At 63.0% G+C, this 13,910-nt stretch carries 18 protein-coding genes; 5 read left to right on the top strand and 13 right to left on the bottom strand.

All coding sequences use genetic code 11. The annotated features are described in order from the left end of the window. Position 1: 1 nt before the first annotated feature. Positions 2–1,996: a glycosyltransferase family 2 protein gene (locus WDB88_RS06655; RefSeq protein ID WP_339109405.1), complete on the top strand. Its 1,995-nt coding sequence runs from the start codon at positions 2–4 to the stop codon at positions 1,994–1,996. On the opposite strand, the gene WDB88_RS06650 is transcribed toward WDB88_RS06655, so the two are convergent. Next, on the bottom strand, positions 1,997–2,635 hold the full coding sequence (locus WDB88_RS06650; protein ID WP_339109404.1) for a GntR family transcriptional regulator: 639 nt from the start codon (positions 2,633–2,635) through the stop codon (positions 1,997–1,999). Positions 2,636–2,758: 123 nt separating this feature from the next. On the opposite strand from WDB88_RS06650, the gene WDB88_RS06645 reads away from it, so the two are divergent. After that, positions 2,759–3,430 carry a pyrimidine 5'-nucleotidase gene (locus WDB88_RS06645; RefSeq protein WP_339109403.1) on the top strand — a complete coding sequence of 224 codons (672 nt, stop codon included), beginning with the start codon at positions 2,759–2,761 and terminating at the stop codon, positions 3,428–3,430. A 69-nt stretch (positions 3,431–3,499) separates the two neighbouring features. Beyond that, positions 3,500–4,699 carry a UbiH/UbiF family hydroxylase gene (locus WDB88_RS06640; protein ID WP_339109491.1) on the top strand — a complete coding sequence of 400 codons (1,200 nt, stop codon included), beginning with the start codon at positions 3,500–3,502 and terminating at the stop codon, positions 4,697–4,699. On the opposite strand, the gene ureG is transcribed toward WDB88_RS06640, so the two are convergent. The 3 genes from ureG to WDB88_RS06625 are packed head-to-tail and all read right to left on the bottom strand — an operon-like array spanning position 4,700 to position 6,582. Further along, a complete protein-coding gene (gene ureG / locus WDB88_RS06635; protein WP_339109402.1) occupies positions 4,700–5,323 on the bottom strand; it encodes an urease accessory protein UreG in 624 nt (207 codons plus the stop codon). A 31-nt stretch (positions 5,324–5,354) separates the two neighbouring features. Continuing rightward, positions 5,355–5,990, bottom strand: a complete 636-nt coding sequence (locus WDB88_RS06630; protein ID WP_339109490.1) for an urease accessory UreF family protein — start codon at positions 5,988–5,990, stop codon at positions 5,355–5,357. Between the two features lie 4 nt (positions 5,991–5,994). After that, entirely contained in the window at positions 5,995–6,582 is a 588-nt protein-coding gene (locus WDB88_RS06625; protein ID WP_339109401.1) for an urease accessory protein UreE, read from the bottom strand. 76 nt (positions 6,583–6,658) lie between these two features. On the opposite strand from WDB88_RS06625, the gene WDB88_RS06620 reads away from it, so the two are divergent. Next, entirely contained in the window at positions 6,659–7,009 is a 351-nt protein-coding gene (locus tag WDB88_RS06620; protein ID WP_339109400.1) for a hypothetical protein, read from the top strand. A gap of 19 nt (positions 7,010–7,028) precedes the next feature. Here WDB88_RS06620 and ureC read toward each other — a convergent pair whose 3' ends face one another. The 9 genes from ureC to WDB88_RS06575 form a co-directional block, all read right to left on the bottom strand. Then, a complete protein-coding gene (ureC, locus tag WDB88_RS06615; RefSeq protein WP_339109399.1) occupies positions 7,029–8,735 on the bottom strand; it encodes an urease subunit alpha in 1,707 nt (568 codons plus the stop codon). A gap of 12 nt (positions 8,736–8,747) precedes the next feature. Next, entirely contained in the window at positions 8,748–9,098 is a 351-nt protein-coding gene (locus tag WDB88_RS06610) for a lysozyme inhibitor LprI family protein (protein ID WP_339109398.1), read from the bottom strand. An 8-nt stretch (positions 9,099–9,106) separates the two neighbouring features. Next, positions 9,107–9,418 (bottom strand): antifreeze protein, encoded by a 312-nt coding sequence (locus WDB88_RS06605; protein WP_339109397.1) that lies wholly within the window; start codon positions 9,416–9,418, stop codon positions 9,107–9,109. Between the two features lie 17 nt (positions 9,419–9,435). Then, the gene (locus WDB88_RS06600) at positions 9,436–9,741 is read right to left on the bottom strand and encodes an urease subunit beta (RefSeq protein WP_339109396.1); all 306 of its coding nucleotides are present in this window, start codon (positions 9,739–9,741) and stop codon (positions 9,436–9,438) included. A 4-nt stretch (positions 9,742–9,745) separates the two neighbouring features. Then, a complete protein-coding gene (locus WDB88_RS06595) occupies positions 9,746–10,306 on the bottom strand; it encodes a HupE/UreJ family protein (RefSeq protein WP_339109395.1) in 561 nt (186 codons plus the stop codon). 33 nt (positions 10,307–10,339) lie between these two features. Further along, positions 10,340–10,642, bottom strand: a complete 303-nt coding sequence (locus WDB88_RS06590; protein ID WP_339109394.1) for an urease subunit gamma — start codon at positions 10,640–10,642, stop codon at positions 10,340–10,342. Between the two features lie 14 nt (positions 10,643–10,656). After that, positions 10,657–11,433, bottom strand: coding sequence for an urease accessory protein UreD (locus WDB88_RS06585; RefSeq protein ID WP_339109489.1), 777 nt, complete (start codon positions 11,431–11,433; stop codon positions 10,657–10,659). A 159-nt stretch (positions 11,434–11,592) separates the two neighbouring features. After that, positions 11,593–12,051, bottom strand: a complete 459-nt coding sequence (locus WDB88_RS06580) for an Lrp/AsnC family transcriptional regulator (protein ID WP_339109393.1) — start codon at positions 12,049–12,051, stop codon at positions 11,593–11,595. Further along, positions 12,048–12,506, bottom strand: coding sequence for an Lrp/AsnC family transcriptional regulator (locus WDB88_RS06575; RefSeq protein WP_339109392.1), 459 nt, complete (start codon positions 12,504–12,506; stop codon positions 12,048–12,050). Before WDB88_RS06575 ends, WDB88_RS06580 begins: the two co-directional genes overlap by 4 nt. Positions 12,507–12,633: 127 nt before the next feature. Here WDB88_RS06575 and ilvC point away from each other — a divergent pair, with 127 nt between their 5' ends. Next, positions 12,634–13,656: a ketol-acid reductoisomerase gene (gene ilvC / locus WDB88_RS06570; RefSeq protein ID WP_339109391.1), complete on the top strand. Its 1,023-nt coding sequence runs from the start codon at positions 12,634–12,636 to the stop codon at positions 13,654–13,656. Positions 13,657–13,910: the final 254 nt, after the last annotated feature.

Genomic DNA, 13,910 nt, shown 5'->3' with positions numbered 1-13,910 from the left:
CATGGAGACGACCTTGCACGGCCAGAAGGCCGTCACTTCGGACAACCTGTCCGATCTCAGACTGTTGCGACCGGCCCAGAAGCGCCGCGTACCGCCGCCAAGGCGGGCACGGGCGGGCCGCGCGCCGCTGGAGCAGATCCTTGTCGATCTGGGCTATCTCAGCCCGGGCGACCTGCTGAAAGCCGTCTCGCTACGGGGGCGCGAGGATGCACGGCTTGGCGATATCCTGATCGCGCATGGCTGGATCACGGAGACCCAGCTGATGCACGCGCTTGCCCAGCAATGGGGCGCCAGCCCGATTGATCTGACGCGCGACTCACCAGATCCGCGCCTGATTGATGCGCTCGGGGCGGAATTCTGCTGCACCAAAGTCATCGCTCCGATACGGCGCGTCGGCGGGGTGACGCTTTTGGCCTGCGCCCATCCCGACCTCTTTGCCAGCATCCAGAAAGATCTGCCCAAGGAATACGGCCCCTATCGCATGGCCATCGCGACCGAACGCGCCATTACCGACAGTCTTCTGGCCCGCCGCAAGACACAGATGATTCGTCGGGCGGAATCCCGCGTTGCCTCCGAGATGAGCTGCCGCGAGCGCGATGAACGACGTGCGGCAACCTGGCTGTTCGGCGTGTTGTTTGCGGGCGCATTAGGGCTGACATTGATGCCTCTGGCTGTCTTCGCGCTGCTCTCGGGCTGGGCCATCCTGACCTTGGTTCTGACTTCCGCCCTGAAGCTCTGGGCAGGCATCACGCAGGCACGGAGCGCGCGCTACATGCCCCAGACCACGCCAGCTCCTGCCGCCCGCCTCCCGGTGATTTCCATCATGGTCCCGATGTTCCGCGAGCCCGATATTGCCGCGCGACTGGTGGCGCGCATGTCGCGGCTGCATTATCCGCGCGAGCTGCTCGATATGCTGCTTGTCGTCGAGGAAGACGATCATGTGACCCGCGATGCACTGGCCAAGGCCGATCTGCCGCGCTGGATGCGGGTTCTGCCCGTGCCCGACGGGCCCATCCGCACAAAACCCCGTGCGCTCAATTATGCGCTGAATTTCTGCCGTGGCAGCATCATCGGTGTCTATGATGCCGAAGATGCGCCCCATCCCGACCAGCTGCACATGATTGCGCGCCGCTTTGCCAAAGCGCCGCCGGAAGTCGTCTGCCTGCAGGGCATTCTCGATTATTACAACCCGCGCACGAACTGGCTGTCACGCTGTTTTACCATCGAATATGCGACATGGTTCCGCATGGTCCTGCCCGGTATTGCCAAGCTTGGCTTTGTGGTCCCCTTGGGCGGCACAACCCTGTTTTTCCGGCGCAAGGTGCTGGAAGAGCTTGGCTGCTGGGATGCGCATAATGTGACCGAGGATGCCGATCTCGGGGTGCGTCTGGCCCGCAAGGGATATCGCACCGAACTGGTGCCGACCGTCACGCAGGAAGAAGCGAATTGCCGCATGGTGCCCTGGGTCAAACAACGTTCGCGCTGGCTGAAGGGCTATGCGATCACCTGGGCCGTGCATATGCGCTCGCCCCGCAAGCTGATGGAAGATCTCGGGCCGCGCCGTTTCTGGGCGTTTCAGGTGATGTTCTTCGGCTCGCTTTCGCAATACGTGCTGGCCCCGCTGCTATGGAGCTTCTGGCTGATGGTCTTCGGCCTGCCCCATCCCGTCCAGAGCCTGCTTTCGGACACCCAGATCACCCTGCTTGTGGCCGTTTTCGTCACCGCAGAGCTTCTCAATATCTGTCTTGCGGCGTGGGCGGTCCGCGGCGAAAGCCACCGGTTTCTGATCCCTTGGGTGCCCAGCATGCATCTGTATTTTCCGCTGGGAGCGATTGCAGGATGGAAAGCGATCTATGAACTGGTCCAGAAGCCCTTCTACTGGGACAAGACCACGCATGGGATCTTCGACCTGCACATCACCCTGCCCGCCAGCCAGACGGAACAGGTGCCGATTGCCGCCCCGCCACGGCCCCAACGGGCGCCCTGGATCAGTTGATCACTGCGGCTGCCCGCCATGAGCACGCGCATCGCTTTTGAGGCGGGTCACGAAGGCCTCCGAGATATGTGCGCGCAACGCGGCCCCTGCCTCGTCCTCGTCACCTGCCGCAATCGCATCGACAATCCGCTGGTGTTCGGCAAGCGCGATCTCGCCACGGCCCTCCGCCGCAAGCGAGGTCGTCGCCAGCAGCGCCATCGACCGATGCACAAGATCCAGCTGTTGCACCAGATAGCGGTTATGCGAGGCCAGATGGATCTGCCGGTGGAACCGCTTATTGGCGCGGCTGAGCGCGATCGGATCTCCGAGTTTCTGATGGTCTTCCTCGATCATCGCCTGCATCACGCGCACTTCCTCGGGGGCCGCATGCCGCGCCGCCAGCCGTGCCGCCAGCGCCTCGAGTTCGGCACGCACGGTATAGAGTTCCGCCAACTGGTTATGGTCGAGCGACGCGACAATCAGCGAGCGTCCGTCACGCGCCAGCATGGATTGCGTCTCGAGGCGTTGCAGCGCCTCACGCACCGGCGTGCGCGACACCCCCAGCCTCTCGGCCAGTTCGGATTCAACAAGACGGTCACCGGGTTTATAGGTTCCGGCATCAATCGCTTCGAGGATCAGCGTATAGGCGTCTTTTTGCATTGTCCCTCTCGCCTGTCAGGCTCGCATTTTGCATCGGACGACCCTAGGAGCCAGCGCCGGATATGACAAGCGGAAGAAGTGCGACATTTACACCATTCCCCCGAACGCGCTATGGACCATAGTATGCGTACCCCGAACCTCCCCCCGCTTTCCGGCTTCGACCATGTGTCGGACTGGGTCTTCGACCTTGATAATACGCTCTATCCGCCCGAGGTGGCGCTGTTTTCACAGATCGAGGTGAAGATGGCAGATTACGTGATGCGCGAGCTGAAGGTGGATGCGACCCGCGCCCATCATCTGCGCAGCCACTACTGGAAGCTCTATGGCACGACTTTGGCGGGGCTGATGCATGAACATCAGATCGACCCGCTGCCCTTCCTGCATGAGGTGCATGATATCTCTTTTGACGCGCTCACGCCCGACCCCATGCTGGCGCAGGGCATCCGCGCGCTGCCGGGGCGCAAGATCGTCTATACCAATGGCTCGGCCCCCTATGCCGAACAGGTGCTGGCGGCGCGGGGGCTGTCGGGGCTGTTTGACGGGGTCTACGGCATCGAACATGCCGATTTCCACCCTAAACCGCGGGCCGAAGCCTTTGACATGGTCTTCCGCAAGGCAGGCATCCGCCCGCAGGAGGGCGCGATGTTCGAAGATGACGCCCGCAATCTGGAGGTGCCGCATAAATTGGGGATGCAGACCGTGCATGTCGCGCCTCTGGCGCTTGAGGCAGATCATATCGGCCATCATACCAATGACCTAAGCGGCTTTCTGGCGCAGCTGATCAAGGCCGGATGATCTGGCCTTCGCCGCAAGCCGCGCTATGATAGGGTCAAGACACAGCAAGGAAAGACCGCCGCCATGAGCATAGATCCGATCCAGACCGACATCCTGATTTCGGGCGGTGGCGTGGCGGGGCTAACGGCAGCGGCAGCCTTCGGCACGGCCGGTTTCAAGGTGATCTGCGTGGACCCGATGCCCCCTGTCACCGATGCGCAGGCCGAAGGGGCCGATATGCGCACCACGGCCTTCCTGCAGCCCTCCGTGAAAATCCTTGAGGCGGCGGGGCTGTGGCAACGGCTGGTGCCTTTTGCGGCGGCCCTGCAGATCATGCGGATCATTGATGCGGGCGGCGAAAAGCCCGAGGCGCGGCTGACCCGTGATTTTGACGCCTCCGACATTTCGGATCAGCCCTTTGGCTGGAACCTCCCCAACTGGCTGTTGCGGCGCGAGATGGTTGCCCGTCTGGCCGAGCTGCCCAATGTCGATTTCCGCGCGGGCGTGGCCACCACGGGGCTGGTGACGCGGCGGGCCGAGGCGCGGGTGACGCTGTCGGATGGCACGCTTGTTCAGGCCAAGCTGGTGATCGGCGCCGACGGGCGCGACAGTTTCATCCGTCAGGCGGCGGGCATCGGGGCCAAGCTGCATCACTACGGCCAGAAGGCACTGGCCTTCGCCGTCACCCATCCGGTCCCGCATGAGAATGTCTCGACCGAGGTCCACCGCACGGGCGGGCCTTTCACCCTCGTCCCCCTGCCCGACCGCGATGGGGCGCATTGTTCCGCTATCGTCTGGATGGAGCGCGGCGCCGAAGCCGACCGTCTGGCCGCGCTGGACAAAGAGGCCTTTGAAGCCGCCATGCTGGAACGCTCGACCGGCATCCTCGGCCCGCTGACGCTGGCCACCCGCCGCGCGGTCTGGCCGATGCGGGTACAGCATGCACAGGCTTTGAACGGCGAGCGGGTCGCGCTGATTGCCGAGGCCGCCCATGTGATCCCGCCGATTGGCGCGCAGGGGCTGAACATGAGCCTTGCCGATATCGGTTGCCTGCTGGAGCTTTCGCGCAAACATGCCGAGGATCTGGGATCAGCGCAGATGCTGACCGCCTATCACCGCGCCCGCTGGCCCGAGGTCCGTGCACGGATTGCGGGGATCGATATGCTCAACCGTGTCTCGATGATCGCCCCGCGCCCGCTGCGCGATCTGCGGGCGGGCGCTTTGGGGGCGATCTACGGGCTGAAACCCGTGCGCCAGCTGATGATGCGCGCGGGGTTGGGGATGAAGTGATCAGGCAGGCTCCCGCAGAGCCAGCCCGCCTTCCTCTTCCAGAAAAGCCACGATCTCGGGCACGCCTTTGCCCGCTTTCAGCTGCGCCAGCACATAGGGCCGCGTGCCGCGCGCCTTGGCCGTATCGCTTTGCAGGAGGTCGGTATCCACTCCGACATAGGGCGCAAGATCGGTCTTATTGACCACCAGCAGATCCGAGCGCGTCACCCCCGGCCCCCGCTTGCGCGGGATGTCCTGCCCTGCCGCCGTGTCGATGACATAGATCGTCAGATCGGCCAGCTCGGGGCTGAAGGTTGCCGCCAGATTATCGCCGCCCGATTCGATCAGCACCAGATCAAGATCGGGGAAGGCCTTATTCAGATCGGCAATCGCCGCCAGATTGATCGAGGCATCCTCGCGGATTGCGGTATGCGGGCAGCCACCGGTCTCGACGCCCCGGATGCGGTCGGCAGGCAGCACCTGCGCCCGCATCAGGGCCTCGGCATCCTCGCGGGTGTAGATGTCATTGGTCACCACCGCCATCGAACACCGACCAGCCAAAGCGCGGCACAGCTGTTCGGTCAGGGTCGTCTTGCCTACGCCAACGGGGCCGCCGATACCGACGCGCAAAGGTCCGTTTGCCATTTCTGTCTCCTTCTTGCGGGGCCGCTTACCCCTATGTCTTGAAGATGCGCACATCCAGAGTTTCATGCAGCATCGATCCCAGATCGGCACGAAAGGCCGCCGCTGCGAGGTCATCCAAACCCGCGTGGCTCGCTTTCGCGGCAATCTGCGCAATATCGGGGTGCAGCCCCGCCAGCACCCTTTGCCCCTGCGCCTGCCCCAAAGGCACAAAGCGCACCGCACAGGACACAAGGTTTGACGCAAAGCTATGCAAAAACAGGGCGATAATCTCTTCGCGCGGCAGATCCATGCCCCGCGCGGCCTGTGCCACCGCCACCGGCAGCGCGACCTCGGCGGGCTCATCCGTGCCATTCATCTGCGCCTGCGCTTTGGCGAAGGCCGTGCCCTGCTCGAGCGTTTCGCGCAGGCGCTCGGCACTGGCGGAGAGCGCACGGGCATGAGCATCCAGATCGTCAAGGGCATGGCCCTGAAGCCCGAGGCCTAGAAGAACCGCATCATTCCATCCCGCCCCGTGATGCAGGATATCGCGCAGCCATTGCGACAGCCCCGCCTCATCCGAGACCTCGCCCGTAGCTATCGCCTGCTCCAACCCGTGGCTATAGGCGAAGGCTCCGGTCGGGAAGGCCGGAGACATCCATTGCACCAAAGACAGAAGTGCCGCTGCCATCGCCTTACCCGTGCGAATGGTCGTGATGGTGATGATGCCCATGATCATGGCTGTGCCCGTGGTCATGCCCGTGGTCATGCCCGTGGTCATGCCCGTGGTCATGCCCGTGATCATGATCATGGTGGGCATGGGTGTGATCGGGCCCGTGGTCATGGCCCATCGTGCGGCCCATGCCATAGGCGCCGCTCTCGGGGGCGAAGGGCGCATCCGCATGGCTGACGGTTGCGCCAAGTTGCTTGAGCATCGCCTCAAGCACATGGTCTTCGCGGATCACCAGCCTGTCGGCGTCGATCTGGCAAGGCGTATGGCGGTTGCCGATATGCCATGCCAGCCGCGCCAGATCTCCGGTGATCACCAGCACGGGCTCCTCGGCACAGGTGACCTCGACCCGACGCCCATCGGACAGCACAAACGCCTCGCCGCCGCGCAGATTGGTGACCTCGGGCAGATCCACAAGGAAGCTTTCCCCCGACAGCATGGTCAACCGTTTGCGCCGCAGAAAGCGCCCTTCGTAATCCAGCGCGACCGCGCCATCGGCGGAATGCCACTGTCCAGCGGATTCAACTGCAGATGATACGATTTTTTCGCTCATAATGGCCTCATTGTTAGATATGTCTTTAACATTCTTGCGGAATATTCGCCCCGAGGATGCATAGGAGAAGAGGCATATGTCAGGTCTTACCCCCGCCGATGAACTTGCGCAGATCCGTTCGGAGATCATGCGGCTGCGCCAGCGAGAGGCAGAGTTGCGCGAAGCATGGCTGACCGAAGCCGAGATGCCGCGCATCGGCCAATGGCATAAGGTCGAGCTTGTCACCAGCCGCGAGCGAATTTTCGACCCGCGTCTTCTGCCCGACGACATCCGTAAGAACCCGTCCTATTCGCGCGAAAAGATCACCCGCACCATCCGCCTGCGCCGCAAGACACAGGCCGACGTGCTGGCGCATCTGCCCGAGATCGCCAAGATCGATGGCCCGCCGCCGCGCAAAACGCTGTTCCGCCGGATCAGAGCCAGTTGAGGGCCTGCGCCACATCCTCTCAGAACAGGAAGTAGCGCTGCGCAAGCGGCAGTTCGGTGGCGGGTTCACAGGTCAATAGCTCGCCATTGGCGCGCACCTCATAGGTTTCGGGATGCACCTCGATCTTGGGGCGCGCGGCATTATGGATCATATCCGCCTTGCCGATGCCGCGCGTGCCTTTCACCGCCAGCACCTGTTTCTGCAGCCCCAGCTTGGCCGCGACCCCATCGGCCTCGGCCGCCTGAGAGACAAAGGTCACAGCCGAAGCCCCGAGCGCCCCGCCATAGGCGCCGAACATATTGCGGGTATAGAAGGGCTGCGCGGGGATCGAGCCATTCGGATCGCCCATCTGCGCCGAGACGATCATCCCCCCCATCAGCACCATCTCGGGCTTGGCGCCAAAGAAGGCAGGGTTCCAGAGCACCAGATCGGCGCGCTTACCCACCTCGACCGAGCCGATATGCTGCGAGATCCCGTGGCAGATCGCCGGATTGATCGTGTATTTCGCAATGAAGCGTTTGACGCGGGCGTTGTCATTCTCGCCGGTTTCCTCGGCCAGACGGCCGCGCTGTTTCTTCATCTTATCGGCGGTCTGCCAGCAGCGGATGATGACCTCGCCCACGCGGCCCATCGCCTGACTGTCCGAACTGATGATCGACATGGCCCCCATATCATGCAAGATATCCTCGGCAGCGATGGTCTCCTTGCGGATGCGGCTTTCGGCGAAGGCCACATCTTCGGGGACCTTGTTATCGAGGTGGTGGCAGACCATCAGCATATCCAGATGCTCTTCCACCGTATTGCCGGTATAGGGGCGGGTCGGGTTGGTGGAGGACGGGATCACGTTTTCCTCGCCCACCACGCGCAGAATGTCGGGCGCATGGCCACCGCCTGCGCCCTCGGTATGGAAAGCGTGGATCGTGCGGCCATTGATCGCGGCCAGAGTATTCTCGACAAAGCCCGATTCATTGAGCGTATCGGTATGTATCATCACCTGCACATCCATATCGTCGGCCACCGAGAGGCAGCAGTCGATAGCGGCGGGCGTGGTGCCCCAGTCCTCATGCAGCTTCATAGCACAGGCACCGGCATTGACCATCTCGACCAGCGCCTCGGGGCGCGAGGCATTGCCCTTGCCCGACAGCGCGAGGTTCATCGGGAAGGCGTCAAAAGACTGCAGCATCCGCGAGATATGCCACGGACCGGGCGTGCAGGTGGTGGCCAGCGTCCCATGCGCGGGGCCGGTGCCGCCGCCCAGCATGGTGGTGATGCCCGAGGCCAGCGCATCCTCGATCTGCTGGGGACAGATGAAATGGATATGCGCATCCATCCCGCCTGCGGTCAGGATCTTGCCCTCGCCCGCGATCACCTCGGTGCCCGGCCCGATGATGATATCCACGCCCGGCTGGGTATCGGGGTTGCCCGCCTTGCCAATCGCATGTATCCGCCCGTCGCGCAAAGCCACATCGGCCTTATAAATGCCCGAATGATCGACGATCAGCGCATTGGTGATGACCGTATCCACTGCCCCGCCTGCACGGGTGATCTGGCTCTGGCCCATACCATCGCGGATCACCTTACCGCCGCCGAATTTGACCTCTTCGCCATAGGTGGTCAGGTCACGTTCGACCTCGATGATCAGATCGGTATCGGCAAGGCGCAGACGATCGCCGGTGGTGGGGCCGAACATATCGGCATAGGTGGCGCGGGAAATCTTGGCGGGCATCTAAGCCTCCACTCACTGGTTTTCGTAGAGGCGGCGCAGATCCTCGCTGCGCCGCTGTGTTAGCTCGGTCTTGCACATAGCCACGACCATGGGCTCTAGGGAGCCACCCTCGAATTCGAGCCCCTGCGCCTTGCAGGCGGCATCACGATAGGCGATCCATGCCCGCTGTGCCTGCAAGAGCGCATCGGCCTGAGCTGCGCCCCGCGCCTTGGCACGGTCGCGGGTCGCAGCATATTCCGCGTTCAGAGCGGCATCGGCTTGCGCGAAATCAAGCGCCGCGCAGCCCGTCATATCGGCCTGCGTCTGCGGGTCCGCGCAGTCTTGCGCCCAGAGGGGTGCGCCCCACAAAAGCGCTACAACCACGGCCGCCCTCATTTGCGCCCCGGAACGGCAGGGCCACGCTTGCCCAGCCGTTTCACATTGGCGTGTGTCCGCCGCGCCACAGGCCGCAGCGCCGCCCGAGCAACCGTCTCCGGCGGCTTGCCCGAGACCGCCGCCTGCGAGGCTTTGGTCCAGCTTTCCACAGCGGCCTTCTGTTTTTCCGCGACCATCCGCGTCATCTCAGAGGGCGCTATCGACCAGAAACCGGCCATTCCGGCGACACGCATGGCAATCACCATCTGCGCCTCGCCCATCATACGGGCATATTCAAACCATAAACGATAGGCCGTCACTGGCGACATGATATGCTCCCTCGGGGTTACAGCTTCCCCATGACCTTCTGGTTGAAGCCCCAGACCTCGCGGGTGCCGCGATAGGGCACCAAAGTGACCTCGCGCGACTGGCCCGGCTCGAAGCGCACGGCGGTGCCTGCGGCTATATCCAGACGATAGCCCCGCGCGGCCTCGCGGTCGAACTGCAGACCGGGGTTGGTTTCGGCAAAATGGTAGTGGCTCCCGACCTGAATAGGCCGGTCTCCGGTATTGGCGACCAGAAGGGTAATAGGGGTCAGCCCTTCGTTCAGCGTGATCTCGCCTGCAGCGGGGAGGATTTCACCGGGGATCATGCGCTTACCCCGCAAAGGCCAAAGCAAGACCCGCCGCCGCCGTGGCAAGGCCCAAGCCGCGCAAAGCGAAACGGTGGATCACACGGCCAAAGACCATGCCCGCCAGATGCAGAGCAGCCGTGGCCAGCGCGAAGCCCGCGAAATAGCCCGCCATCCCATGGGCCGGACCTTCCGCCCCATGCGCCCAGCCATGCGCCATGCCGAAAAGCGCCACCATCGGCACCAGAGCCGTCACCGGCAGGCGCGCCGACAGCGCCACCACCGCGCCCAGCACGATGATCGAGGCAAGGATCAGCGGCTCGACCGAGAAGAACGGCACGCCATGTGCGCCCATCGCCGCACCCACCAGCATCGCGCCCACAAAGCCCGCAGGCACCGCCCAAAGCGCGCGGCCACCCAGTTGCACGGCCATCAGGCCAATGGCGACCATCGCCAGAATATGGTCCGCGCCAGACAGCGGATGCGCCATACCGGCCAAAACAGTGCCTGCCTCATGGCCCGGATGCGCCATAGCAACGCTGGGCAGCAAAGCGGCGGCAGCAATGGTTTTCTTGAGATGTTTCATGGGATGTCCTTGGTATCAGCGAATGGGGGGGTATCAACGAATGGGATGGTGGACGGTCACGAGTTTCGTGCCATCGGGGAAAGTGGCCTCGACCTGAATGGAATGGATCATCTCGGGGATGCCCTCCATACATTGTTCGCGGGTGATCACCTCGGCGCCGGTTTCCATCAGCTCGGCCACAGACCGGCCTGCCCGCGCGCCTTCGACCACGAAATCGGAGATGATCGCAATCGCCTCGGGGTGGTTGAGCTTCACACCGCGTTCCAGCCGCCCGCGCGCCACCATGGCGGCAAGGCTGACCATCAGCTTTTCCTTTTCCCTCGGGGTCAGGTTCATCTTATCCCTCTTCTTCAGATCTGCCAGACACGCGGCGCGGGCCTATTGCCCCGCAAGACCGCCATCGCCCGCAATAATTGTTTCCGAAGCGGCCAGCCGTCCTTGGCGATACACCGCATAATCACCTTACCGTCAAAGCCCGAAGCTGCCGCCTCGACCCCCTCTTCGTCAAGCACATCGCGCAGGCGGCCAAGCGCGTCCTCCGCCCCCTGACAGCACATCACCACGGTAGCAAAGGCACGGGCATCGCCCAGGATCGCGCCCCTCTGCCCCAGTTCGCGCGAGCCCATGGCGAAGGGTTCGATCATCACGGGCCGCCCCGCGCGGCGGATCTCGCGGCGGTCGCGCAGCGCGAGCGTTTCCACCGTCTCGCCCATCGCATGCCGCCCCAGCACCACGGCCTCCAGCATCAGACAGCCCGCATCAGGGGCCAGTTCGATCGCCGTGTGACGGTCGATATTGGACCGATCAAACAGGATCGTCTCCTGCGGCAGCCAATCCAGCCAGCCGCCCGCGCCCACCTGATGGCTTACCCGCACAAGCGCCGCGCCCTGATCGGCGCGATAGGCGCGCTCGGCGGCCTGCGTGGTCGCCACGACCCGCCCGCCCTCGATCTCCAGCGCATAGGACAGCGTATCGCCCGAGGTCAGCCCGCCCGAGGTGTTCAGAAACACCACCTCCGGCACATCACCCACCCGCGGCAGTTGCGCCTTGGCCGAGCCACGCTGACGCAACCCTTTCAGCCGCCCCGCATGAAAGCGCACGGCAGCCTCGCCATGACTGCGCTGCATCTGCGGCAGGCCCTTCTGGTCAAACATACGCTCTCCTCTTTCCGCATAGATCCCCGCAAATATCGCGAAGGTCCATGCTGCCCCTAAGCCAAGGGCCTGATTTCACCTAGCATTACCAAGGATAGCCCAAAAAGTAACCAAAAGGCGTATATTTGACCATTACCCAAGCGGCCCAAGCCGCCGCTCTTCCGACAGCATCACATTCGCCTCGACATGGCCCACAGCCGGAAGGGTCATGATCCGCCGACGCAGCACGCGCTCGAAATCGGGGATGTCACGGGCCGTCACCTGTAGCCGGTAGTCGAACTGTCCAAGTACGTGCTGGATCACCTGCACCTCGGGGATCGCCCCTGCCGCGCGCTCGAAATCCTCAAGGCTGACACGGCCACGGGTCGCCAGCTTGATCCCCAGAAAGACCGTCACCCCAAAGCCCACCGCCGCGCGGTCGATCACCACCCGCGTCCCCGCCAGCACGCCCGCCTCCTGCAACCGCTTCACCCGCCGCCACGCCGAGGGCTGCGACATCCCCAGCCGCCGCCCCAAAGCACCGGCATTCAGCGTGCCATCCTCGGCCAAAGCCCGCAGGATCTGGCGGTCCGTATCATCCAGCGCGATCATAGCGGCAGCTCCGTACTGTCCTTCACCTTGGAAATCAGCATCAGGGCGTCTGTCTCTTGGATATGCGGCAAGGACAGGATCTGGCTGCGATAGATCTGCTGGTAATGCGCCATATCGCGGGCAATCACATTCAACCGCACATCGGTCTGGCCCAGAAAGGTCTGGATCTCGATCACCTCGGGCACCTGCCGCGCAGCCTCCAGAAACTGGTCGAAGGACCGCGGGTTGGTCTTGTCCAGCGTGAAGCGTAAAGACACCTCCACCTCCCAGCCCAAAGCGCGCCAGTTGATAATCGCCTGCCGCCCTTGCAACACCCCTTCGGCCTGCATCTTCTCGATCCGGCGCCAGCAGGTGGCCGTGGTCAGCCCCGCCCGCTCGGCCAGATCGGCATTGCTTTGCGAGGGATCGGCCATCAGATGGCGCAAAATCCTCCGGTCTACATCATCAATTTGCATGACTATTACACCATATGCATTATTTCCGAATTGGAATTTCATTATTATACATAATTCATGCAAAACGTCATGGGAATTCCGACCACAGCCTGTAAACTGCGCACCAAACGCAAGTGGAGGAAAGAACATGCGTGTATTCTATGATCGCGACTGCGATGTGAACCTGATCAAGGACCTCAAGGTTGCCATCCTCGGCTATGGCAGCCAAGGCCATGCCCACGCGCTGAACCTGCGCGATTCGGGCGCGAAAAACCTTGCCATCGCGCTGCGCGAAGGGTCGCCCTCGGCCAAGAAAGCCGAAGCCGAAGGCCTGAAAGTCATGGGCATCGCCGAAGCCGCCGCTTGGGCAGATGTCATCATGTTCGCCATGCCCGACGAGCTGCAGGCCGAAACCTACAAGAAATACGTCCATGACAACCTGCGCGAAGGTGCGGCAATCGCATTCGCCCACGGCCTGAACGTGCATTTCGGCCTGATCGAGCCGAAAGCAGGCGTCGACGTCATCATGATGGCCCCCAAAGGCCCGGGCCACACCGTGCGTGGCGAATATGTCAAAGGCGGCGGCGTACCCTGCCTCTTCGCCGTTGAAACCGACGCATCGGGCCGCGCGCAGGATATCGCGCTCTCCTATTGCTCGGCCATCGGTGGCGGCCGCTCGGGCATCATCGAGACCAACTTCCGTCAGGAATGCGAAACCGACCTCTTCGGCGAACAGGCCGTTCTGTGCGGTGGCGTGGTCGAACTGATCCGTTGCGGCTTCGAAACCCTCGTCGAAGCGGGCTACGAGCCGGAAATGGCCTATTTCGAGTGCCTGCACGAAATGAAACTGATCGTGGACCTGATCTATGAAGGCGGCATCGCCACCATGGATTATTCGATCTCGAACACCGCAGAATACGGCCAATACGTGTCCGGCCCGCGCGTTCTTCCCTACGAGGAAACCAAAGCCCGCATGAAAGCCGTCCTGTCGGACATCCAGACCGGCAAATTCGTCCGCGACTTCATGCTGGAAAACTCCGTCGGCCAACCGACGCTCAAAGCCTCGCGCCGTGCCAATGACGAGCACGAGATCGAGCGCGTCGGCGCGAAACTGCGCGAAATGATGCCCTGGATCGGCAAAGGCAAACTGGTCGACAAATCGCGCAACTAAGCGCCCGACCAGATCCAAGGAAAGGCACCCTTCGGGGTGCCTTTTTCATGACCGCCTCCAGCTGCCCCAAATATCCCGGGGTGAATTGGGGCAAAGCCCCAAGAGGGGCAGCGCCCCTGCCTGCCATCTCCTGCAAGCAAGCGCTTGCCCAGACCTGCCTCCCCGCCTATAAGGCCCTCATGACATTGCGTGACCACATCCTGCGAATTACCGGCCCGGCGCTCTGACGCGTCAGGGTAGCCGGGTGATGTGTA

Source organism: Thioclava sp. GXIMD4216, from assembly GCF_037949285.1.
GTDB classification, from domain to species: domain Bacteria; phylum Pseudomonadota; class Alphaproteobacteria; order Rhodobacterales; family Rhodobacteraceae; genus Thioclava; species Thioclava litoralis.
Note: the sequence above shows the minus strand (reverse complement) of the source record. Positions and strands in the feature narration are given on the sequence as shown.